Origin of the sequence: Staphylococcus coagulans, assembly GCF_022557135.1 — a bacterium.
In the GTDB taxonomy this organism is placed as follows: domain Bacteria; phylum Bacillota; class Bacilli; order Staphylococcales; family Staphylococcaceae; genus Staphylococcus; species Staphylococcus coagulans.
This window is the reverse complement of the sequence record NZ_CP092966.1, coordinates 2154852-2180002: the sequence shown is the minus strand read 5'-3', so window position 1 is coordinate 2180002 and position 25151 is coordinate 2154852. Positions and strand designations below refer to the sequence as shown.

General features: G+C 36.2%; 22 protein-coding genes. 14 read left to right on the top strand and 8 right to left on the bottom strand.

Translation table 11 applies throughout. The features are described 5' to 3' along the window. On the bottom strand, positions 1–717 hold the full coding sequence (locus KM149_RS10430; protein WP_060830302.1) for a hypothetical protein: 717 nt from the start codon (positions 715–717) through the stop codon (positions 1–3). Positions 718–907: 190 nt separating this feature from the next. Next, entirely contained in the window at positions 908–1759 is an 852-nt protein-coding gene (locus tag KM149_RS10425) for an undecaprenyl-diphosphate phosphatase (protein WP_016424441.1), read from the bottom strand. 366 nt (positions 1760–2125) lie between these two features. Here KM149_RS10425 and KM149_RS10420 point away from each other — a divergent pair, with 366 nt between their 5' ends. Further along, on the top strand, positions 2126–3760 hold the full coding sequence (locus KM149_RS10420) for an ABC transporter ATP-binding protein/permease (protein ID WP_241415384.1): 1635 nt from the start codon (positions 2126–2128) through the stop codon (positions 3758–3760). After that, positions 3761–5449 (top strand): thiol reductant ABC exporter subunit CydC, encoded by a 1689-nt coding sequence (gene cydC, locus KM149_RS10415; RefSeq protein ID WP_241415383.1) that lies wholly within the window; start codon positions 3761–3763, stop codon positions 5447–5449. A gap of 380 nt (positions 5450–5829) precedes the next feature. On the opposite strand, the gene mgrA is transcribed toward cydC, so the two are convergent. Further along, positions 5830–6267, bottom strand: a complete 438-nt coding sequence (gene mgrA, locus KM149_RS10410) for a global transcriptional regulator MgrA (protein WP_016424444.1) — start codon at positions 6265–6267, stop codon at positions 5830–5832. Positions 6268–6492: 225 nt separating this feature from the next. On the opposite strand from mgrA, the gene KM149_RS10405 reads away from it, so the two are divergent. From KM149_RS10405 to mdh, 4 genes are all read left to right on the top strand, one after another. Beyond that, complete coding sequence (locus KM149_RS10405; RefSeq protein WP_241415382.1) at positions 6493–7479, top strand: CobW family GTP-binding protein; 987 nt, start codon at positions 6493–6495, stop codon at positions 7477–7479. A 26-nt stretch (positions 7480–7505) separates the two neighbouring features. Continuing rightward, entirely contained in the window at positions 7506–8414 is a 909-nt protein-coding gene (locus KM149_RS10400; RefSeq protein ID WP_241415381.1) for an aldo/keto reductase, read from the top strand. A 79-nt stretch (positions 8415–8493) separates the two neighbouring features. Next, positions 8494–8775, top strand: a complete 282-nt coding sequence (locus KM149_RS10395) for a hypothetical protein (RefSeq protein ID WP_050331648.1) — start codon at positions 8494–8496, stop codon at positions 8773–8775. Between the two features lie 298 nt (positions 8776–9073). Then, entirely contained in the window at positions 9074–10027 is a 954-nt protein-coding gene (gene mdh / locus KM149_RS10390; protein ID WP_050331647.1) for a malate dehydrogenase, read from the top strand. Positions 10028–10227: 200 nt separating this feature from the next. On the opposite strand, the gene KM149_RS10385 is transcribed toward mdh, so the two are convergent. The 3 genes from KM149_RS10385 to KM149_RS10375 are packed head-to-tail and all read right to left on the bottom strand — an operon-like array spanning position 10228 to position 11863. Next, complete coding sequence (locus KM149_RS10385; protein ID WP_241415380.1) at positions 10228–10941, bottom strand: CPBP family intramembrane glutamic endopeptidase; 714 nt, start codon at positions 10939–10941, stop codon at positions 10228–10230. 35 nt (positions 10942–10976) lie between these two features. Further along, positions 10977–11249, bottom strand: coding sequence for a hypothetical protein (locus KM149_RS10380; protein WP_182280972.1), 273 nt, complete (start codon positions 11247–11249; stop codon positions 10977–10979). After that, complete coding sequence (locus KM149_RS10375; protein ID WP_214971656.1) at positions 11246–11863, bottom strand: DUF1361 domain-containing protein; 618 nt, start codon at positions 11861–11863, stop codon at positions 11246–11248. Before KM149_RS10375 ends, KM149_RS10380 begins: the two co-directional genes overlap by 4 nt. Before the next feature lie 405 nt (positions 11864–12268). Between KM149_RS10375 and norA the strand changes: the two genes are divergently transcribed. The 8 genes from norA (at position 12269) to KM149_RS10335 (ending at position 23717) form a co-directional block, all read left to right on the top strand. Next, positions 12269–13432 carry a multidrug efflux MFS transporter NorA gene (norA, locus tag KM149_RS10370; protein ID WP_050331643.1) on the top strand — a complete coding sequence of 388 codons (1164 nt, stop codon included), beginning with the start codon at positions 12269–12271 and terminating at the stop codon, positions 13430–13432. Positions 13433–13684: 252 nt separating this feature from the next. Continuing rightward, positions 13685–16009: a CDP-glycerol glycerophosphotransferase family protein gene (locus KM149_RS10365; RefSeq protein ID WP_241415379.1), complete on the top strand. Its 2325-nt coding sequence runs from the start codon at positions 13685–13687 to the stop codon at positions 16007–16009. Between the two features lie 23 nt (positions 16010–16032). Then, positions 16033–16512, top strand: coding sequence for a Cys-tRNA(Pro) deacylase (gene ybaK, locus KM149_RS10360; protein WP_165545080.1), 480 nt, complete (start codon positions 16033–16035; stop codon positions 16510–16512). A 152-nt stretch (positions 16513–16664) separates the two neighbouring features. Then, positions 16665–17414, top strand: a complete 750-nt coding sequence (locus tag KM149_RS10355; RefSeq protein WP_165545079.1) for a DeoR/GlpR family DNA-binding transcription regulator — start codon at positions 16665–16667, stop codon at positions 17412–17414. A 2-nt stretch (positions 17415–17416) separates the two neighbouring features. Beyond that, positions 17417–18340 (top strand): 1-phosphofructokinase, encoded by a 924-nt coding sequence (gene pfkB, locus KM149_RS10350; protein WP_165545078.1) that lies wholly within the window; start codon positions 17417–17419, stop codon positions 18338–18340. 1 nt (position 18341) lies between these two features. After that, positions 18342–20243: a PTS fructose transporter subunit IIABC gene (locus KM149_RS10345; RefSeq protein ID WP_165545077.1), complete on the top strand. Its 1902-nt coding sequence runs from the start codon at positions 18342–18344 to the stop codon at positions 20241–20243. An 806-nt stretch (positions 20244–21049) separates the two neighbouring features. Next, the gene (locus tag KM149_RS10340) at positions 21050–22405 is read left to right on the top strand and encodes a hemolysin family protein (RefSeq protein ID WP_050331637.1); all 1356 of its coding nucleotides are present in this window, start codon (positions 21050–21052) and stop codon (positions 22403–22405) included. Between the two features lie 352 nt (positions 22406–22757). Further along, complete coding sequence (locus tag KM149_RS10335) at positions 22758–23717, top strand: glycosyltransferase family 2 protein (protein WP_241415378.1); 960 nt, start codon at positions 22758–22760, stop codon at positions 23715–23717. Positions 23718–23988: 271 nt separating this feature from the next. On the opposite strand, the gene KM149_RS10330 is transcribed toward KM149_RS10335, so the two are convergent. Next, positions 23989–24408 carry an Msa family membrane protein gene (locus KM149_RS10330; RefSeq protein WP_165545075.1) on the bottom strand — a complete coding sequence of 140 codons (420 nt, stop codon included), beginning with the start codon at positions 24406–24408 and terminating at the stop codon, positions 23989–23991. Between the two features lie 428 nt (positions 24409–24836). Next, positions 24837–25091 (bottom strand): GlsB/YeaQ/YmgE family stress response membrane protein, encoded by a 255-nt coding sequence (locus tag KM149_RS10325; RefSeq protein ID WP_016424461.1) that lies wholly within the window; start codon positions 25089–25091, stop codon positions 24837–24839. Between the last annotated feature and the right edge of the window lie 60 nt (positions 25092–25151).

Sequence of the window (25151 nt, the reverse complement as noted above, 5' to 3'; positions counted from 1 at the left end):
TTAATCCTGCTTGTGACGTGCATTTAGAGATGTGTCATTTAACTGTTCATCTTTTTGTAAGGATTTCATATTTGCTTTCAATGCTTTTTCACGTGCTTTTGTATTTTTTTCTTCTTCTTTACGCAGTGCTTCTTGATGTTTTTTTAACTTTTTATTCATTTTTTCGATTTCTTTTTTATTTTGTTGCTCGATTTTATCGCCACGTTGCTTTGTTTTCAAATCTATGTTTCCAGGTGTATGACCGACTTTTTCTTCATACTTTTGCATTTTTTCCATATTTTTAATTAAGTTTTTTTGACGTTGGGCTAACGCTTTATCTTCTTCTTTATGGCGTTTTGAAATGTGTTTGTCTAATTTCTTTGAAAGTTTATCGATTTCTTTTCGGTTTTCTTTCGCTAAGTCTTCACCACGCGCGCGTACATTTTCAGGACGCATATAGCGTTGTTTTTCCGCTTCTTTTTTCATCGCTTTATTATAATCATGACGTTGTTTTTTAGTTTGAACACGATTTTTTAAATGGCTTGAACCAGAGACGACAGAGTCTTTAACATACCCAGCAGCATGTCCCGCTTTATGCGCTACTTTTTGAGATGTATGCACGGTCGTTTGTGTCACTTTTTGGACATCTGGATGAGCCTTGAACTTTTTACGTTCAACAATGAGTGGGACGAGAAAGACAGGTAAGATGTTTATAATTGTTTTGATAGTTTTGTTCATGAACGTTGCCTCCATTTGTGAGTATACTTATGTGTTATTACCCTTTCGCGCTTGGAAATAAACGCTTAGAGGTCGAGGTGAGAAAACATATGTAAAAGAGGGCGCCTTTAATCTTTAAGTCAACTGCTAGAGATTAAAGCACGCCCTCAATTTGACCCCTCACTGAGATGCTGATTGTGCGTGAGCTTTTTTATAAGATACCGTAGTATACGACTGCGATAACGACGACGAGCACAATTCGATAAATAGCAAAAGGTAGTAACTTCACGTTTTGAATTAATTTTAAGAAAAGTTTAATTGAAATAAAACCAAAGATAAATGCAGCTAAAAAGCCTAAAATGTAAAACGGGATATGCGCAAATTGAATATAATTATAATGCTTTACGATGGATAGACCACTTGCCGCAAGCATAATAGGCACAGCCATCATAAAAGTGAAATCTGAGGCTGATTTATGGTCTAACTTCATCAAGACCCCTGTAGAAATTGTTGATCCTGAACGAGAGAAACCCGGCCACATTGCAATAGCTTGAGAAAGCCCGATAACAAAAGCTTGGAAATAGTTTATCTCATCAACAGTTTTTGGATTTCGAACGTTGCGACTATATTTATCAGCTAAAATCATATAAATTGCGCCAAGGAAAAGTCCAATGAGAACAGTTGGTACACTGAATAAATACTTTTCAATTAAATCATCAAATAAAAATCCTAGTATACCAGCAGGAATCATACCGACAATAATATGTGATAATTTCAAACGTCGTGGCTTAGAACGTCGACCTTCTTGACGTTCAGGTGCATACTTACCAATATGTAACATTTCGAAATATTTATGACGGAATACCCATGCTGCAGCAAAAATGGAACCTAGCTGTATGACAACCTTAAATGTAAAAGCAGATTGTGAGCCTAAAAATTCAGTCGACTTGAGCCACATATCATCGACGAGAATCATATGCCCAGTGGAAGAAACAGGTGCAAACTCTGTAAGACCTTCCACAATACCGAGAATGATTGCTTTGATCAATTCAAAAAATAACATACAAGTACCCTCTATTCATTTTTGTTTATTTGTAAATATAATATAGCATATGATAGCACAAGAACCCCTCACATGTCTTTAGTTAACCTATATTCTAGGACCAAAGTATGAAAACAAACTGGATAAGATGATGAGGTATCTAAAAGGGTAGGTTATCCTATTCTAGTAAAAAGCATTAAGTGCAGATATCAAAAGGTTAAGGATATTCGAAAATCTGTCACATCTTCGAAAAGAGCCCAGGCGCATTGATTCAGCGTATGAATGTCATGAAAATCGTTTGAAAATGTCAATTTAATTTTTAGCTTTCTGCCTCATAAACAATGTAAAATAGAAAAAATAACGCATCCAAAATGGAGGCACGAAAAAATGAAACAATTGCATTCATGGGCAAAGAAATTTTACTTATATCCATTATTAATGGCGGTTGTTTGCTTAGCTTTGGCAATCACAGTCGTGACACAAAATATTACGATTGGTGTGATATTAGACCGTCTACTTACAAATAAATCCACCCACTGGTTACCTTTAGTGACGCTTTTAGCAGTGGCACTTTTAATGAGGGCAAGCTTAGATTATTTGAATTCATGGTTAGGTGAAAAACTTTCGCATCGTGTTCGGACGACGATTCGACACCGTTTATTGAAGCAAGTGAATCAACAAGCAGTTGGTGAAAGATTAACAACGGCTACTGAGACACTAGCCGATATGCTACCATTTTATCGAAATTATTTACCTCAAGTTTTTAAATCTACGTTTATTCCATTTGTGATTATTGTCGTTATGTTTAAAATCCATATTCCTGCAGCACTGATCATGTTAGTGACTGCACCTTTTATTCCAGTCTTTTACATCGTGTTTGGGTTGAAAACACGAGATGATGCCAAAGACCAAATGACTTTTTTAAACCATTTCAGTCAACGTTTTCTCAGCTTGACTAAAGGATTAGTCACTTTAAAATTATTTAATCGTTCAGAGCAAGCGGTGGAGACTGTTTCACGAGAGAGTACACAATTTCGTGACAAGACGATGGTCATTTTAAGAAGTGCTTTTCTTTCAGGATTGATGCTTGAATTTATCAGTATGCTAGGCATTGGACTGGTCGCTTTAGAAGTGGGGTTGAGTTTGATTGTCTTTAAATCTATTCATTTCTACACAGCAGCTATTGCGTTAATTATGGCACCTGAATTTTATAATGCGATTAAAGATTTGGGGCAAGCATTTCATACTGGAAAAGAGAGTGAAGGCGCAAGTGATATTATTCATGAAGCGCTCGATAATAAATTGCCGAATCATCCGTTACCTGTGATAGATACAACACAGACTTCTCTTATCCAAGTTCGAGATCTGTCATTTTGTTATGAAGGTATGGCGAAAGCGGTTCTGAGTGATATCCAATTTGATATTAATAAAGGGGACAAAATTGCGCTGGTAGGCCCTAGTGGTGCTGGTAAATCTACATTGATTCAAATCTTACTTGGAGAATTGGTGCCACAAAAAGGATATGTTTCTTATCAAAACGCACACCTAAAGATGGGTTATTTATCACAAAATCCATATATTTTCAATGCAACGATTGCCGAAAACGTGAGTGTGTTCAATACAGTTCCGCGTGAAAAAATGATGACTGTCCTGCAAGCGGTCAATTTGTGGGATAAAGTCAATGCTTTACACGATGGTATAGACACGCTTATTGGAGAGGGTGGCGAGATGATGTCAGGTGGAGAAATGCGTCGAATTGAATTGGCACGTCTGTTGTTGATGCAGCCAGACTTTGTCGTTTTAGATGAGCCTGTTGCTGGATTAGACCGAGCAACTGAACAATTGATTCAACAAACGTTGGATACCTATTTTACTGAGACGACGCGATTGACGATTGCACACAGACAACAAACGATAGCACATGCGAACCGTCGAATTTATTTACAAGACGGAAAGATACGCTCTGATGATACCCAGATTCAAATTGATTTCAAGGCGGATCCACAGGATGGTGATGTTTAAATGAATAAATACAATCAAAAATTAAATCAAACCATTAATATTAAATGGAACAAAGATATTTTAATGGCCATCTTCATAGGTGTCGTAGGGAGTGCGGTTGCTTTAGGCATGTTTTTCTTAAGTGGTTATATGATCACACAAAGTGCGCTAGGTGCGCCTCTCTTTGCATTAATGGGGCTTATTGTTACAGTGAAATTATTCGGTTTTACTCGTGCAATTACACGTTATTATGAAAGACTACGTTCTCATCGGGCCACATTTACGATGTTACGAGATGTACGTGTACAACTCTACCGCGCTTTAATTCCAATCGTACCGGATGTATTTCGTAAATTTCGTTCAAGTGATTTATTAGGCCGTATGGTGACGCAAGTGGAATCTTTGCAAAATGTGTATTTACGTGTCTATTATCCGCCTATTGTGATAGGAATAACGACTTTATTAACAGCAGACGTCCTATTTTATTTTTCATGGACACATGCCCTATTAATCCTATTCACGATGGTGTTAACGTTGTTGGTTTTGCCTTGGCTTCAAGCACAACAAGCTAAGCAGGTTCAGACGACTGTTAATCAATCTCAACAACAATTTATGCATGAGTATCACGACAGAATTTTAGGTCACAATGAACTGCGACGCTTCAATAGTTCTGAAAAATATGATGCCAAACTTTCCGAAAGTGAAACACACTTTAATTTAGCAGAACATCATTCACAACGGGGACATTTGAAGTATGCATATGTGAGAAATATCATAAGTATGGTTGCACTATTGGTCAGTGTCATCCTAATCATTGTGATGGTCGAAAAACAATATGTTGATGTCGTTTATGCGACAAGTATTATTTTAATGATTCTGACATTACTTGAGCAAGCTGTGCCAATGAGTCAAGTGGCTTATTATAAGAGCGAGACAGAACTTGCACAAGAAAGCTTATCAGAAGTGATGCGTGAACAAGGTAGTGAAGAGGGTCATCGAAAAGTAAATATTTCAGACATTGAGCACGGCGAACCGATGTTCAATTTGAAAGAAGTGTCATTACGTTATGAACATCAACAAAGACCCATTTTATCTCATTTGAATTTAACGATTTATCAAGGCGAACATGTGGCGATTGTTGGAGAATCAGGTGCAGGAAAATCAACCCTATTGTATCTTTTAATGGGCTTGTACGATACCACAGAAGGTCAAATAATGATAAATCAGATGCCTATTGGTCAACTCGATACGTCGCATTTTCATGCGCAAATCGATACATTATTACAACAACCGCATTTTTTCGACGGTACAGTGTATGATAATTTATTGACCCACGCGTCAGAGGCGAAATGTCGTAAGGTGTTAGATCAATTGCAGTTAGCGCATATTCCATTAGAACGACCGATTACGATGATGAGAACAGCGCTTTCTGGTGGGGAATTTCAACGATTAGCCATTGCACGTATGCTACTTCGTCAACAACCAGTTTGGATCGTTGACGAACCAACCACTGCGTTAGATATAGAAAATTCAAAACTGGTCATGCAACAGCTTCACCAGCAAGCGCAAACATTGATTGTCGCGACACATGATATGGAATATTTAAAAGATTTTGATCGTATGATTGTTATGCAAGAAGGAAAAGTGGTGGGAGATATGTCCCCAGAATCATTTTTGGCGGAATATGTTCATCGCCCCATTGAACTATAAGCCATACATGTTGAAGCTATAGCCTAATGATAGATGAGATATGCAATGTAGAGTAGGAAAAGATAAAATAAAAAAAGTGCGTGAATGCAAAGTCTTTTATGCATTCAACGCGCTTTCAGTCGTTGATAAAGTATGTATAGATAAACCAAGGTGGTCAATATCAAACACCTCATTTTTTGATATGATTTCAACCTGTTATGATTTTATGAAAAGTAACAGGTTGAAAAGTCAATACTACGATTCCCCAGTATGATTTCGTAAATATTGATTCGGTCCCCAAAAATCAAAGTCTATCTATAGCAATACACTGTCATATTTGAAACTAGAATAACTGATTTTATCACCCATTAAATAGAACACACTTCAAGAACTGTTAATTATTATTTCTTTTCTTCAAATGCAGTAATTACTTTTTCAAGTAATCGATTGAGCTCCTTAACCTCATCAGTTGTTAATGATGAAGCTTCAGTAACAAGTTGTGATGCATTTGCGAGCTCTGGTTGCATATCTTTGCTTTTTTCAGTTAAATGTACAAACACTTCACGTTGGTCAATTTCAGAACGCTCTCTTTTAATGAGATTAATTTGTTCCATACGCTTTAATAACGGTGATACTGTACCCGTATCAAGCGCTAAGTCTGTTACAACTTTCTTTACATTAACAGGAGAATGGTCCCATAAAATTTCTAATACTAAAAATTGTGGATACGTGAGATTGTATTTTTTGAAAATTTTGTTTGAATAATAACGATTAACTTGTCTTTGTGCGTTATACAAACTAAAACATACTTGCTCTTTCAAGTTTAAATGGTCAGACATAATTAGTTCTCCTCCAGACATTCTATTCGTTTTCTCTCTCTATCACGAATGGGAACCCGTCCATAATCGAGTGGATTTAAGCCGTTCTCACTTAAATCTATGCTATCCTTAAAATATAGCATGCGGTAATTTTAGAAGATAAAGCGTACTTTATCAAGTTAAAAGTCAGACATACACATATATTATAACAGATTTGTAGATTTATTAAGAGAAAGGATTAAATTTATGCTTAAAAATAAAACGCGTCTTACAATCGTTAATGGGTTTTTAGGAAGTGGCAAAACCACATTCTTAAATCATTATATGACGCAAATATTAAAAAAAGATGAGAAAGTCGCACTCATTGTAAACGAATTTGGGGATTTTGATGTGGATAGTCGAATTTTAAAGGATTACAACGTCAAACAATCCATATTACAAGGCTGCATTTGTTGTGATTTACAACATGATTTAATTGCAGTTTTATATCAACTAAGTCAACAAAAAAACAGTGTTGATCAGATTATTATCGAAGCGACAGGGATTGCAAATCCGATTGATGTTTTGATTGCTTGTCAAGACCCGCTTATTGCGCAAGCCTTCGAAAGTCCAGAAGCGATTTGTATTGTAGATAGTTCAAGATTTTTATCTCGACAAAACTATTCGAAACAAACGCTTGATTTATTAGAAGACCAAGTTCGCGCGAGTCAAACGATTGTTATTAATAAAGTCGATTTATTATCAAATGACAGTGACTTAAAGGAAATTGTAGAAGCGATTGAAACCATTGCTCCCAAAAGTCGTGTGTTAATTTCAGACCATGGACAAGTTCAACAAACTGTCATTGAAAATGCAGGCGCTGAGCATACGTTACCCGAGTATGCACATCGTCACGGACATCATGCGCACCATGAACATCACCATCATGGTAAACATCATCACGACCATCATCATGCGCATTATACAAGTCTAAAATATACTTTTAGTTCAGCAATTTCACAAGCGCAGTTGGTGCAGTTTATCCTAAAATTACCAGAAAATATGTTACGCTTAAAAGGTTACGTTAGACTTCGAGAAAGTCCGGATGAAATGTATTTAATTCAATATGCTCAAGGTTTGCCTACGATTGAAAGTGTCGGAGATGTAGATTTTCCATCATCAGTCGTTTTGATTGGGGAGCAATTAGATGAAGCTAGACTCAGAAATAATTTGGATGTGCTACAATTTAGTTAATATGGATCAATCAAGAGGTGTTATTTATGGAGAAGATTGCAATTAATCAACATGTACACTATTCAAGAATTATTCAAGGATTTTATCGCGCAGATCAGTGGGGAATGTCATCACAAGAAATGAATCGCTTTATTCATAAATTGGTTGAGCGAGGTGTCACAACCGTGGACCATGCAGATATTTATGGTCACTATACTGTAGAAGGGATGTTTGGCAAGGCGCTTGCGTTATCCCCTTCACTTAGAGATCAACTGCAGATTGTTACAAAGTGTGGGATTGTTCAGCCAAACGCAATTCACCCCCATCAAACCGCACATCGATATGATCTTAGTAAAATACATATTAAGCGTGCAGTAGAGCGGTCATTAAAAGAACTTCAAGTTGATTACTTAGATAGTTTACTCATTCACCGGCCTTCGCCACTAATGAAACCATGTGAAATTACAGATGCTGTGAAAGATTTGGTAGATGAAGGTAAAATTCGTTCGTTTGGTGTATCTAATTTTAAACGCGCGCAATATGAATTGCTTAATCGATGTTTGAAAGACGATAAATTTCATATTGCAGTGAACCAAATTGAAATTTCTCCATATCAATTGACCGCTTTTCAAGATGGCACGATTGATGATATGCAACGGGAAAACGTCAAATTAATGGCTTGGAGTCCTTTTGCTGGTGGTGCACTATTTCAAAGCGACGATCAAAAAGGACAACATGTCATGACAGTACTTAAACGTATTGCACAAGCACATCACACAACTGTTGAAGCCATTGTTTCGGCTTGGTTTAAAAAGCATCCCGCTCAGATTATGCCGATTGTAGGGACGCAACAGTTAGAGCGACTTGATCGTGTTATCCAAGGGCTTGATATTGAATTATATGACCAAGAATGGTTTGATATATTTACTGCAGCACAAGGCTATGATATTCCATAATTTGTCACAACTTGTCGGTGCACATCGTTAAAAACATTGTAAAATCGGATTATTACGAATTGAAGTTAGGGGCAGTCTTATGACAGAAGAAGAAAAAATTAAACGTAGTCGTTTTGAACGCAACGTCATCGCCATACCTTATATTATTTTTGGACTCATCGTTGCATTTTTATTTATTTTTTCACCTGATACGGTTTGGTTAGTTACAGTTTTTGGTATTTTTATGGTTTATAACGTTATCGCGATGTTCATCGCATTCTTATTTAAATATGGTCGTACAACATTGTATTTATTAATGATGACCGTGTTAATGATTGGCGCATTTTCGTTATACTTATATATGCTTTTCAAATATCACTAATGTATAGAATGGCACTTTTATGATCAGCTTATTGAAAAAGCGTGATGTAAAAGTGCCGTTTTTATTTGATAAGGACGCATTGTTTATTCCCTAAAGTAACGAGAATTTGATAAGTATTTGAATTGCCTTTGCGCCAAACGAAGTATCGCATACGTACTTTGTGATAGGGACGTGCTTTTTGTGTCTATAGATTTGCAATGGAAGATAAAAAAAGATGCAAATGATTTTACTCTAAAAATGAAAAAAGCAACTTGAGGGTGTTATAATAAAGACGAGGATATACAAGGGGGTAGTGAACATGAAACGTAAAAAGGTTTCTATCATTGGATCAGGTCATACAGGTGCAACATTAGCATTTATTATTGCGATGCATGGTCATGCAGATGTCTTACTTGTAGACCGAGAAAAAAATGAATCGGTGATGAAAGGGAAAGCCTTGGATATGCAACAAAGTGGTGCAATTTTAGGGTTTAATGTACATGTGCATGCAACTGTGGACTATGCAGAAACTAAAGATTCTGATGTTGTAGTAATTACAGCTGGCCTGCCAAGACAACCGGGGATGAGTCGAGACGATTTAGTTCAAACGAATGAAGAAATTATGGTCGAGGTCACTCAAAAAGTAGTTAAATACTCGCCAAACTGTACAATCATTGTATTAACTAATCCTGTCGATGCGATGACTTATACCGTTTATCGCACGTCCGGCTTTCCTAGTGAAAGAGTTATGGGTCAATCAGGTGTTTTAGATACAGCGAGATTTAATACTTTTGTAGCTGAAGCACTCGGTGTCGCAGTGAAAGATGTGACAGGGCTTGTTTTAGGTGGACATGGAGATACTATGGTCCCTTTAATTCGTCACAGCCAAGTGAACGGCGTTTTATTAACTGAGCTTATGCCACAAGAACAAATAGACGCTATTGTTGAAAGAACAAGAAAAGGTGGCGCAGAAATTGTAAAACTATTAGGCAACGGCTCTGCATATTATGCACCTGCTGCAGCAGTATATGAAATGGTTCTTGCTATTTTAGAAGATCAGAAGCGGGTACTTCCAACGATTGCATTCTGCCAAGGGGAATATCAATTAAATGATATTTATATTGGTGTACCTGCCATCTTAGGTGCGAATGGTGTAGAACGCATTATCGAATTAGAACTGAATGAAGATGAACAGCAACAATTAGCACATTCGGTTGAAGCGGTTGAATCCGTAAAAGCCTCATTAAAAGCAACGTCATCACAATCACATTAAATCGACGTATAAAAATAGATTAAGTTTGGTCTAGCGACATTTTAGAAGATGACTCGATCTTTAAATCTGTATAGACATTTTTAAAAATTGAGTCATCTTTTATGTGAAGAATAAACGATTGAATAACACTGTGATGCTATAAAAAAAGAGGGGTGTTACTTTCGATTTGAAATCAAAGTAATACCCCTGTATCAATTACACTACGCGTGAAGTTGAATTACCATAATGATAAACGCCATAAAGTTGTTAAACATGTGCATCATAATTGAAACTGCAATATTGCATCCACTTTTAATATAAGTATAGGTAAACATGAGTCCTAAAAATAGATATGGGAAAATTTCGAATGGAGATTGTGCCGCTTGCATATGTAAAAGTGCAAAAACGACGGTGGAAATAATCCCTGTTATTACATATCCAACTTTTTTGCCGAGTTCCCCAATTAACACATGTCGAAATAGTAACTCTTCCGTAATAGGAGATAAAATAACAATGCTTAAAAACGCAAGCGGTAACCATTTTGGATCATTGAAAAAAAGCATTAAGCTTTCTTGATTCCCTGTTTCCTTAAATTGCCATTGCTCTGGTAAAAATTTAAAAAGATATGTCATGAGCCCATTGGCAAAAATATAAAGGAAATAAGCACCAATCATCGTACTAATATACTTTCGAGACGCTTTAATAGCATGGATTATTTTTTCTTTCCAATGATGTCGATGGGACCAAATTAAATATCCAATCACCGTTAATGCAGTGATAATCCCAATAATGAGAAACAATAAACTTACTGGAAAATTATGCAACGGAACTAACAATAAGCTAAAAAGTTTTGCTAAGATGACTTGAACTAAAAAATAAATCACAAATGCCCATAGGTCTCTCCAGGCAACAGGATGATTTGAAGATGCGCGCATAAGATGACCTCCATATATGAACTATGATGATACTATTAAACCACAAAAATGATTAAATACAATGCAACAAATTCTAAAAACGTCAAAATATAACTATACTTTAGTAATAATTTTGTTTTAAACGTGACATCCCAATCTTTATGAAAACGTTCGTAATAGAGTAATTGTATTAAAAACAATGTGACACCAAACGGAAATGAAAAGACAATAAGACATACATACCATGGCCAATTCATTTGAGAATAGAGTATAGCAATGATTGCTTGTATCAATACGATGGCAATGACAAAAATAAAGAACATATTCATGAGTGACTGCGTACCCCTTTCACAAATATTAATAAGAGTGCTTGTAAGCCAACGATTAACGAAATGAAAATCATTGCGGGGGTATCAATGGCTTTTAACGTTGACCATATGACAGAAAATGGATGGTTAATGACGTGTACACTGTGGAAGCGTAAAAAACGACCTACATAAATACCGACGCCGTTTAAAATCATCATGCCAAGCAGGACTAAAACCCTAAACCACTTCGATGTTATCATATGATAAAGTTCTAATATGATTAATACATAACAATATGCCGCAAACATGACAGAAGCTGTCAATAGAGCAAAATTGGTCCACTCTATGAGATTAAGACCTAATAGGAAATCAAAGCCGAAATGATTAAGATGTATCAAATCTGTCATCATATAAAAGGTATTAGGTAACATTAAAATAAACACTGTCAAAAACACTAAAAATAATGGCCATTCAAACCAGCGTTTTGGAAGAAAGAGTTTAAGCAAAAGTGCAAGCTCTAAAGGAATGTAGGCAAGTGTAATATTAAGTGCTATAAATTTATATTGCGTAGGTGAAAAAAGTGAGATGATGAAAAAGACAATATAAAATAAACGTGCAATATAACGTGCTTTCATTATCAAGCCTCCTTCTATGTTATGCGCAAATAAGGATAACTTGTTATGAAAAAGGATTCAAATATTTTATAAGAGCAGAACAAAAAAATATACATATGATTAAATTTGTTTCTCATTGAAACAGGGTAAATGAAGGATATGAAAGAGACTATGGATAGTCTAAATCCTGATATTATAAGGGCTTAGTGTGTATATTGATTAAATATGAGCACCGTCAGTTCTAAGCCGATGAGATGGGGAGTTTTGCATAGCGGGCTATCTATTTTTAAAAGACAAAAATAAACTTTAAAATTTTGTTTTAAATAGATATTTTAAATGGTTTGATTTGAGTTTTTGTTCTTTATTTTGTTGAGTCGTTGTTATATAATGTTTTAATATTTTGAATGCATTGAGGGAGGGAAGTGTATGAATAAACAGTTTATTATTTTATACTTAAATATTTTTCTAGTATTTCTAGGAATTGGTCTCGTAATTCCAGTACTTCCTATCTATTTAAAGGATTTAGGGTTAACTGGCTCTGATCTTGGAATACTCGTCGCTGTTTTTGCGCTTGCACAAATGATTATTTCACCTTTCGGAGGCGCATTAGCCGACCGTTTAGGTAAAAAATTAATTATTTGTATTGGGCTTGTGCTGTTTAGTGTTTCTGAATTTTTATTTGCAGCAAGCCACACATTTTCATATTTAATCCTTTCTCGCGTATTAGGTGGTTTGAGTGCAGGAATGGTAATGCCAGGTGTGACCGGTTTGATTGCAGATTTATCACCTTCAAAAGATAAAGCGCGTAACTTCGGGTATATGTCAGCGATTATATCAGCAGGCTACATTCTAGGTCCAGGCGCGGGTGGTTTCTTTGCTGAAATCTCACATCGTATGCCGTTCGTTGTGGCTGGGGCACTTGGTGCATTAGCTTTTGTCGGAACGGTCATCTACGTCCATTCTCCAAAGAAACAAACGACACAAGGTTTTCATCAGTTTGATAACGCCGAACTAGGAAAAATTAACTATAAAGTATTTATTACGCCTGCCATACTGACGTTAATCCTTGCATTTGGTTTATCTGCATTTGAAACGTTATTCCCGCTATATACAGCAGATAAAATTAACTTCAAACCGGTAGATATTTCGATTGCCATTACAGGTGGAGGCGTCTTGGGAGCCATCTTCCAAGTGTTCTTGTTTGATAAAATGATGCGTTATTTTAGTGAATTGAAATTTATCGCCTATGCCTTAATTTATTCAATGATTATTTTAGTATTATTAATCTATGCGCATACGTATTGGCATGTCATGTTGTTATGTTTTGTTGTCTTTATTGGCTTTGATTTAATTCGTCCAGCCCTTACCAATTATTTTTCAAATATAGCAGGGCATCGTCAAGGTTTTGCTGGGGGATTGAATTCGACATTTACAAGTATGGGGAACTTTATTGGCCCATTAATTGCAGGAACGCTTTACGATATCGATATTGAATATCCGTTACTAATGTCTATCGCTTTTATGATATTAGGTTGCGTGGTCATTGTCATTGAAAGCCAGTTTAGAGGGAAATATCAAAAAAGCAAGTAATGATTTTTCACTAAAATCAAAACATACATCCATGTGGGTAAATGATGAAATGACACCTCGTTGATAGAAATATGGATTGAATGGTTTTAAAATAAGCCACCCATCTTGATTCTATGAACGAGGTTTTATTTTTGAATACATAAAATGATAGAAAAAAGTGAGAAAGTGCGGGCTAATGTTATCAGCCGAAAAGGCAAAACTTTCGTGATATAATAGGAGAAATTGAAAAGTAAAATTAGGAGCGAATTCGATATGCATATTAAAATATTGGGTTATCATATTTTTCAAAAAGGAGGCACAACTAGAAGTAATTTAAATTTGATTCAATCGTTGTGCCAAGCAGGTCATCAAGTGACTTACGTCAACTATATGGGTGTGAGAAAACAACGATTAAAGTCATTGATAGCAGAAGAAGGTGGACAACTAAAAAATGTGAAATTCCAATCGTTTCTTGGTGCAAATTCTATTGCGCACGCAGATTTATTGATCATCACACGAGAAGACTTTTTTATATTTGCACGCGAAGTGAAACAGCTTTCACCTGAAACAGTGATACTCGGTGAAATTCACAGTCCGTTAGCTTATATTTCACCGCATATGGACTTGGCGTTAGAAGCGGTCGATGCAGTACGTGTAAGTACAGAAGCCATTGCACGAGCATTCGAACAACGCTATGATTATTCCTACGTGTTTCCGATGTATGTCAATACAAATCATCTAAAAATAGCGCAAGCACCTACAGCTACGACTCATAATTTATTAATTAAAGCACGTTTTGAAGATGAAATTAAAGATATTTCTTATGCATTAAAAATGATGCGTTATTTCATACACGAACGTCACCAATCACAAATTCATTTATATCTTCAAGGCTATGGGCCTTCACTTGAACTTTATGAGAATTTAGTGCGTTATTATCGTTTAGAAAGCAATGTTCATATCAATGAAGCAGAACCAGAATCTTATATTTATTTTTCATCTTCGCCTTATGAAACATTGGGCTATTCCATACTAGAAGCCATTGCACAAGGGCATCGTGTATGCCTTTATCCTGGAGACGATCAGGTATTAAAAGCCATCTACACACCTTTTCATGCTGTACACTGGCTTCAAAAAGATTTAAAATCAGACGCCGATACGTTGTTGCAAGCTTTTAGTGCGCAGTACACGAATCAAGAGAGACAAGAAGATATTGAGGTTTTAAAACAACAATTTGTCCGTATTAATGATACAAATGCGCTCATTGCTAAAACGCTGGAAATCGCACAACAGCATCAAGTGAAACAAGCTGATATTCAGCCTCCAAAAATAAAGGCAAGATATCAATTTGCTCAGGAAATGGCGAAAAGATTTGCAATCAAGACAAAACAAAATTTAGAGTCTTCATCTAAAGGACCCTTGCGTAAAGGTTCTCGATTTTATAATAAAGTTCGTCAAGTTATTTTTAAAGTTGAAGGACATGTGAAGCAACGCCAAATTCGTCAACGTCAAGTCTCTAAAAAACACGTCTTTATTGAATCTTTTCATGGCAAAAACTTTTCAGGGGATCCTAAGTACATTGCTTGTGCACTTAAAAGATTAAATCCAGAATTAGAAATTTACGTAAGTTCAGCAGACCCGTTAGTTGATTTGGAGATTAGAGCTTTTGGTATGACGCCGATACGATTTGGTACACGTTCATATATGCGTACTTTTGAAAAAAGTGCCTACGTTGTAATTAACGGGAATTTATGGGATCGATTGGTGAAACATCCCCAGCAATGTGTTGTTCAAACATGGCATGGTTTTCCGTTAAAACGGATGGTAAATGACTTAATGGATGAGCAAGAACGTCAAAAGCAAGCGATGCAATTTGCACCGCGTATGAAAAAATGGGATGTTTTACTTTCATCTTCATCACGATATGAACAATATATTCAATCTGCCTTCCAATTGAAGACGCATACAAATTTAAAAATATTGCGTGAAGGCGCACCGAGAAATAGTGATTTGATGCGCTATCAAGAAGATGTGGAGAGAAGATCAGCAATCCAAGAAAAGTATATGTTTACTAAGAATAAAGAGACGCGATATATTTTATTTTGTCCTACATGGCGAAAAGATACACGTCAATCCGTCTCGACGCTTGATATTGTGTCATTGATAGAAGGGCTGCCTGATCAGTATGAAATGATTGTTAAACTGCATCCGAACGAGGGGCATTTACGTGAAGTCTATGATCGATTGCACCCAAGAATTCATTGTTTCTTCAATGAATTGGTTGATATTCAAGAATTGTATTTAATTTCAGATGTCTTAATAACAGATTATTCGTCCGCAATTTTTGATTATGCACACTTAAATCGACCTATACTTATCCTTGATGAAGATACGACGCGTTATCAACAAGATATCGGTTTCTACTTTGATATTGAACAATTTACAAACATTCAAAAAGTAGGTCAAAGCATCGAACAAATTCAGCACATGATTTTGCAAAATAAACATGTGGACCATCAAAAAATGACAAAGGAACTTATGACCTATGATCAAATTGAGAGTGATAACAAAGTAGCACAGTTTATCTTAGAACAATAGTAAGACTTGAAAGAAGGGATATCATGGCAAAGCAAAAGAAAACAAATGCGATGCGCATGTTAGATCAAGCGAAAGTAGAATATGAGATACGTACTTTTCCTGTGGGTGATGCACATATTGAAGGGCATGAAGTGGCTGCTTTAATTCAAGCAGAGACAGATACGGTATATAAAACACTCGTACTTGAAAATGATGACCATGCCCATTTTGTGTTCGTCATTCCAGTTAATGCGCACTTAGATATGAAAGCAGCAGCGGCTGCCGTCAATGAGAAAAAGTTACATCTTATGCCTTTAGATGATTTGAAGAAAGTGACAGGATATATCCGCGGTGGCTGTTCACCTATAGGGATGAAGACACATTTTCCAACGACGATTCATACGGCTGTTTTAGCTTGTAAAACTGTTTTTGTAAGTGCAGGCCAAAGAGGTGTACAAATGGGAATTGCACCAGAAGACCTAATTCGAATGAGTCAAGCACAGACAGTTAATGTCATCCAGTAAGTAAACCGACACATTTTGGTTGTTTTTGATTGAAAAATGACTAAAATGTGTCTTTTTAATGTGCTATATGATTGTTATTGATTAGTTTTGATTGAAAACGATTGATTTTTGAAAACGGATACACTATAATGAAAGCGAATTGAGGTGGGAAGATGTTAACTGAGAAGAGACATGAAATAATACTCGATGCACTAGCACAACATAACTTTTTGTCATTACAACATCTCGTCGAATATACAGAGTCAAGTGCTTCGACGATTCGAAGAGATTTATCTCGGCTACAAGAAGAGGGCAAGTTAACACGTGTACATGGTGGTGCCAAATTAATTAATAATCCTAAAGAACCAGAACTTTACGAAAAAAGAACACAGCATATTGAAGAAAAAGTGGCCATTGCTAAAAAGGCGTCCCAACTCGTTAATGAGGGAGATTGTATTTATCTCGACGCAGGTTCGACGACGTTAGAGATGATTCCTTATTTGAGTGCGAAAGAGATTACCGTTGTGACAAATGGTTTATCTCATGTTGAAGGCTTACTCAAACAAGGCATCCCAACTAAATTGATTGGCGGAGATGTGAAAGGAAATACGTTGGCTGTTGTAGGCGGTCGAGCTGTTGATTTTCTAAAACATTATCGCTTTAACAAGGTGTTTCTTGGTGTGAATGGGATTGATATTGAGGCAGGCTTTACAACACCTGATGAACGAGAAGCGATTGTTAAAGAAACTGCCGTTTCACAGGCGCAACAAGCTTATGTACTCGCAGATACTTCCAAATTCAATGAACAATTTTTAGCGACGATTCATACACAAGAGCGACCCATTATCATCACTTCTGAAAAAGTGAAAAGTATCAATGGTTATACACAATATGATTCACATTTTGAAATTTTAGGAGGGTAATTATGATTTACACAGTGACGTTTAATCCATCCATCGATTATGTCATGTTTGTAGATAATTTTGAAACGGGCGGACTGAACCGTACGACAGATACTGCTAAATTTGCAGGAGGTAAAGGGATTAACGTTTCCCGTGTCTTACAAACATTAGATACGCCGTCCACGGCTCTCGGGTTTGTGGGTGGATTTCCTGGGCAATTTATCGAAAATACATTAAAAACAGCGGGCATTCAAACCGCATTTACCCACGTCAATGAAGATACACGTATAAATATCAAGTTAAAAAGTGGTGACGAGACGGAAATTAATGCTGCAGGTCCTCATATTACTGATACACAAGTCGAAGCGTTATTTGAACAACTTCGTAAAACAACTGCAGACGATGTAATTATTGTTGCTGGAAGTGTACCGACCTGCTTGCCAGGAAGTATTTATTCCGATATCGCAAAAATCACCCAACAAACAGGCGCACAGTTGGTTGTAGATGCTGAAAAATCATTAATTGAAGGGATATTAGCTTATCGCCCATGCTTTATTAAGCCAAATCAACATGAATTAGAGCAGATGTTTGATGTCACAATTAAGACTGATCAAGAAGTACTTAAGTATGCACGTCAATTAGTTACAAAGGGTGCACAGGCCGTTATCGTGTCTCTAGGTGGTGCAGGTGCGATTTATGTTGATGAGAAGGAAGCCTATCGGATTCAAGCACCACAAGGTCAAGTGATTAATACAGTCGGTTCAGGTGATAGTACAGTGGCAGGCATGGTTGCAGGCTTAACTCAAAAATTAACGATTCCAGAGGCATTGAAACTTGCGATTGCTTCGGGCTCTGCAACGGCGTTTAATCATGATCTAGCAGAATATGACAAAATTCAAGAACTGAGAGCACAAGTGACAATCCAACCATTATACGAGGAGGGGTAACATGAGAATTACAGAGTTACTCACTAAAGAAACGATTGCTATGGATCTTTCTGCGACAACGAAAGATACAGCAATTGATGAACTTGCACAGCAATTAAATCAAGCAGGAAAATTAAGCCATCTAGAAGATTTCAAAAAAGCCATCCACGCACGTGAACAACAAAGCTCAACAGGAATTGGTGAAGGGATTGCGATTCCACATGCAAAAGTAGCAGCTGTAAAACAACCTGCGATTGCATTTGGTAAATCAAAAGCAGGAATTGATTATGACAGTTTAGATATGCAACCCGCACATCTCTTCTTTATGATTGCGGCACCTGCTTCAGGGGCACAAACACACTTAGATGCATTAGCGAAACTCTCAGGTATTTTGATGGACGAAAAAGTGAGAGAAGCACTTTTACATGCAGAGACACAGGAAGATGTATTAGCAATTATTAATCGTGCAGACGATGAAGCAACAGATGAAGACAGCGTTGAAGACGCACAACCTATTGTCGATCAAGATCAACCTTATGTATTGGCAGTTACTGCTTGCCCCACAGGTATTGCACACACTTTTATGGCAAGGGATGCATTGAAAAAACAAGCTGAAGAAATGGGCGTTAATATTAAAGTAGAAACAAATGGCGCGGGTGGAATCAAAAACAAACTGACTTCAGAGGATATTGAACGCGCTAACGGAATTATTGTGGCAGCGGATGTGCATGTTGAAACAAACCGCTTTGATGGAAAAAATGTTGTTCAAGTACCTGTTGCTGATGGTATCAAGCGCCCAGAAGCTTTAATCAATAGTGCTTTAGATACATCAAGAAAACCTTTTGTAGCTGCATCTGGACAGCATACTGAAGAAAGTAATGAAAAATTAGGTGTCGGCAAAACAATCTACAAACACTTGATGAACGGGGTTTCTAACATGTTACCACTCGTTATAGCAGGTGGTATTTTAATGGCGATTGTGTTTATGATTCATCCAGACGCATTTGACCCGAATAGTAGTCATTACAACGCTTTTGCAGCAACGTTATGGCAGATTGGCAACAAAAGTGCATTTGCGTTAATTATTCCTATTTTAGCAGGTTATATTGCACGAAGTATTGCTGATAAACCTGGTTTTGCCGCAGGTCTTGTTGGTGGGATGCTCGCTATTTCAGGTGGTTCAGGATTTTTAGGTGGTATTATAGCTGGTTTCTTAGCGGGTTACATCACTGAAGGTATTAAAAAATTAACAAGAAATTTTCCTCAAATGTTAGAAGGTTTAAAACCGACATTGATTTATCCAATATTTTCTGTATTCTTGACAGGAATATTGATGATTTATGTTTTCAATACGCCGGCCGCATGGTTGAATAATGGCTTAGTCAATGGATTAGATCATTTATCAGGCAGTAATATCGTATTACTTGGTGTTGTTATCGGTGCGATGATGGCTATCGATATGGGTGGACCTTTTAATAAAGCTGCATACGTATTTAGTACTGCTGCATTAACAGCGGGTAATACAGCACCAATTTCTGCAGCAATGATTGGCGGTATGGTGCCGCCTATCGCAATCGCGCTTGCAATGCTAATTTTCCGCTCAAAATTTACAAAAGAGCAACGTGGTTCTATTATCCCGAATTTTGTAATGGGGGCAAGCTTTATCACTGAAGGTGCAATTCCGTTTGCTGCAGCTGACCCATTGCGTGTCATTCCTTCAATGATGATTGGTTCAGGCGTAGCGGGTGGACTTGCTCTATTGTTTGGTGCATCTATTAACGCGCCACATGGTGGATTGGTCGTTATTATTGGAACTGATCCAAGTCATGCATTTTTAACAATTGTTGCCATTTTGATTGGTGCCATTGTAAGTGCAGTCATTTACGGATTGTTGAAAAAGGCACCCACACAACCTACTATTTAAAAAATAAGATGATCCTTAATAGTAAGGTGATGAGATGATTTACAAAAGCCGATAAGAATGGAAAGTAAAGTAATAGATTTAAAGCGTTTTAGATATAAATTTTTTGATAATCATGCCTCCAAGAACGTGCTTGCTTAGGGGGATGAAATCTCAACTTAATTTGGTGTAATTGTAGTAAAAACGTGATGAAGCCAAATTGGATTTTTGGCGCAACACAGAAATTTCATGTGTAACAAAGATTGCGTTGTATTGCCTCCGCAAAGCTGACTAGATTAAGCAAAAGCGACTTGTTCTTAACTATAATAGTGAATGATTATATGCATAAACGAAGTATTTATGACGAGACTCCTGAGGGAACAGGACGAGCCGAAGACTACAGGCTGAGGCTGTCCCCTCGGAAAGCGAAGTCATATAATACGAAGTTTTATCATAAAAATGAAGCGTTCAGACGGTTTTCTATTAAAAATCATCTGAGCGCTATTTATTTTGAAATCTATGTCCCGAACGCTTTGTTGTATGCAGAAATAGATTGTTTTTAAATATTGTGATGAACTAAGAATGGCTGAGTGAAAAAGATGTGCGTGTTTTATAGGAATTCCTACTAAAGTACGATAGTTTCATAGTATTATTTCACTAAAACTTATGGTATGATAAAATTAATATTTTTATGTCTGGAGGTAGCTCAATGGGAAGGATTTAGGCATGAATACGATGTTGTGTCACTTAGGTCATATACACTTATCGCCATCGCTTTCTATTGAGCGATGCAATTAACGGAGGTGAATCCCTATCTATTAGGGAACTAATTGGATAGTACGACCATATTATATTTATTTATATTTTTTGCATTAATTGCTTTAACTACTGTATTTGTCGGTTCAGAATTTGCATTAGTTAAAGTAAGAGCATCACGCATTGAACAGCTAATTGCTGAAGGGAATGGCAATGCGCGTGTTGTAAAAAAAATGATTTCAAATCTTGATTATTATTTATCAGCCTGTCAGCTAGGGATTACAGTGACATCTCTAGGCTTAGGGTGGTTAGGTGAGCCTTTATTTAAGCACTTATTAGAGCCACTGATTGGACTCATTCATATTCCTGATGCGATTGTCACAACCGTATCAATTGTGACTGCATTTATTATCGTGACTTACATTCACGTTGTCATCGGTGAGCTTGCACCTAAAAGTTTAGCAATCCAACATACAGATCGCATTGCATTATTATATGCGAGACCTTTATATTACTTCGGTTTTGTGATGAAACCGTTAATATGGTTAATGAATGGTTCTGCGCGTTTAATTATTAGAATGTTTGGCGCTGATCCAAATGCTGGTAATGAGGCGATGTCTGAAGAAGAATTGAAAATCATTATGAACAACAGTTATCATGGTGGTGAAATCAACCAAACTGAACTTGCGTATATGCAAAATATTTTTTCATTCGATGAGCGTCATGCCAAAGATATTATGGTACCACGTACGCAAATGATCACATTGAACGAACCTTTCAATGTAGATGAGTTATTAGAAACAATTAAAGAACATCAGTTCACACGTTATCCGATTACTGAAGATGGTGATAAAGACCATATTAAAGGATTTATCAACGTAAAAGAATTTCTGACAGAATATGCATCGGGTGTACCAATTAAAATTGCCAACTATATTCATGAATTACCAATGATTTCAGAATCAACACGGATTAGCGATGCGCTTGTTCGAATGCAACGTGAACATGTGCATATCAGCTTAATTATTGATGAATATGGCGGTACAGCTGGGATATTGACGATGGAAGATATTCTTGAAGAGATCGTTGGTGAAATTCGTGATGAATTTGACGATGATGAAATCAATGATATTGTCGAGCTCGATCAACAAACGTATCAAATCAACGGTCGTGTACTACTAAGCGATTTAGAAGAAAAGTTTGGTATTTACTTTGAAGACTCAGAAGATATTGATACGATTGGGGGCTGGCTTCAAGCTCAAAATACAGACTTAGAACAAGATGATTACGTCGATACAACTTATGATCGTTGGGTGATTTCAGAAATCGAAAATCATCAGATAATTCATGTATTGTTGCGCTATGAATACAACTCAGAACGTTCTCGACAGCGCGATGAAGATGATTATGAACTTCAAGAAGAAGCATAAAAAAGTATCCTAATACGGAAAAGTGAATGATTTTAATGAGGAGTGTCCATAACAGAGAGATGTGTGGACAACTCCTCTCTTTTTTTGGATTTTATATTCGATGCTATCATTTGCAGTTAATATTGGGTTGTCATGTAAAAATGGATTAACAGGACTGAGCCATATAATAGCGATCACAGATCGGGAAGAGGTTTTGAGATTAAAATCGAATAATCATATGCTATCCTTTAGAGGTAGGAATAGCGCCTTGCGTGAGCGCGCGCTTTTCTAATGAACGTTACTTTTATGTAGGAAATGGGTAGAACCAAAAGGACGAGACATAGAAAAAGTAGATAGAGTAGGTGCACAAATAATGAAATTACGTGTGATTGTCCCATGTTATAACGAGAAAGATGTACTACATCAAACCATACAACAATTGGTAGAAATATTAGAAAAAGACAGTATTGCACAAGTGTATGAGTATGATTTGTTGTTTATTGATGACGGGAGTCACGATAATACGATTACAATACTTCAAGAGGCAGCCAATGAAACGCAACATCTCAAATATATCTCATTTAGTCGAAATTTTGGTAAAGAAGCAGCAATGTTTGCAGGATTTGAACATAGTGTAGATTGTGATGCGGTTGTGATGATTGATGCAGACTTACAACATCCTCCAGAACTTATACCTGATATGGTAAAAGCATACCGGGAAGGCTATGACCAAATTATCGCAAAGCGTAATCGCGAAGGTGAACACGCTTCTCGGAAATGGATGACGCGCTGTTACTACAAAATGATCAATTATTTCATTGAAGATATTGAATTAGAAGATGGCATTGGTGACTTTAGACTTTTAAGCCAACGCGCGGTGCGTTCGTTAGTAAATTTAGAAGAGTATAATCGTTTTTCTAAAGGCTTATTTTCATGGATTGGTTACCGTAGTAAAGTGATTCAATATGAAAATGTTGAGCGGGAAGCAGGACAATCAAAATGGTCTATAAAAAGTTTATTCAATTATGCTATAGATGGATTGATTTCATTTAATTATAAGCCACTACGTACAATGATTTACTTGGGATTGTTCATTTTTTTAATGAGTATGGTTTATATTATTTACTTATTTGTTGATACACTTATCCATGGTGTTGATGTTCCCGGCTATTTTACGTTAATTGCGGCGATATTATTTATTGGTGGCATTCAACTCGTCTCTATAGGTGTGATGGGTGAGTATATCGGGCGGATATATTATGAGGTAAAGCGACGACCGCAATACATTGTGCAAGCCTCTAATGTAGAAACACCAAAGTTTGATAAAAAGTAACAAGTATAAATTTTATTTTTAATCTTCATAGGGGCGACTGTTTTTTTGTGGAGCGTAGGATGACGAAATCAAAACGATTTCTCTCCTACGCTTTTTTATTTCAAAATAATAATGAACTTGCTTTAAAGAGGAGCAAAGTGCATGTTGTATAGCTTAGAATAGATTTAAAACGATGCATGAGCCACGTCGTACGCAACTAATACGAAAAAACGCGCAAATGATATTGAAAATGACCGGTTTTGTCGTAAGAACATTGTGTGTCTCAACCACATCATTTTAATTTTAAGCTTTTTGAATAAATTTTAGCGCACAACAAACTCAACACAAAATAAAGTAAGAAGAAAACGATTAGGTGAGGTATAGAAAGTGAATGTTCTTTTAAATTCATAATAGAGCCATTTGTCTCATAGGAATAATGACAGGCAAAGATTTGAAAGTGAGAATTATTTAATATGGTATTTGCAGAAATAACATAAAATGCAACATTAAAAACACTCATTGTTAATAATGTCAATAAATTATAAGATTGTTTACTTATAAATAAAGAGAGAATATTAATCAAAACAGGAACTAAAATAATCGTAAATGCTATAATCATTAAACCGATATTAAACTTTAATATGAACATTAAAATTGAAAATAATATATTTAAAAAGAGTGCAAATAGTGCGGCTTTGTAATTCATTTTCATTAATCATCTCCCATATAATCATTATCTATTTGATAGAGACAAATCATCAAACACTGTATAAAATGTAAAGTTTAGATTGTATAAGTTGAGTTAAAAGATTCAAAATGATAGTTATAAAAAGGCCAAAAGCTCACTATGAAGAGAGGCATGCCTTTAAAAGTATTATATGCAAACTAATTTTAAAAAGCAATATTATAGATAAATAAATATTAGCGAGTAAAATACATTTGTTTTATATTTAAAGTTTAAAATTTATACAATGAAAAAGAAGTTTTTTGTGGATATAATCGTGGGGGATGAAAAATGTTGTGTAGCGGTTAGCAAAGCGCATTAACGATGCGTTATGAAAGCGCGATACTTTGTTGGTCGTTTTTATACATAAAAAAATACATGAGCCAAAGCCCATGTATTTCAATATCATTTTAAATTTATTTTTTACCACGCATTTTACCTAAAACAAGTGATACAATTGCGATAACAAGAATTGCACCGATTAATGCTGGTAAAATATAAACGCCGCCTAATGATGGGCCCCAATGACCGAATAGCCAGCTACCAATCGCAGAACCGACTAAACCAGCGATAATGTTACCAATAATACCACCTGGGATATCTTTACCTAAAATTGCTCCAGCAGCCCAACCGATAAGACCACCGACGATTAACATAATTATAAAACCCATAGTGTATGCCTCCTTTTTTTCTATACCATAAGGTTCTATAAGTAAATACCACGTTTGTTG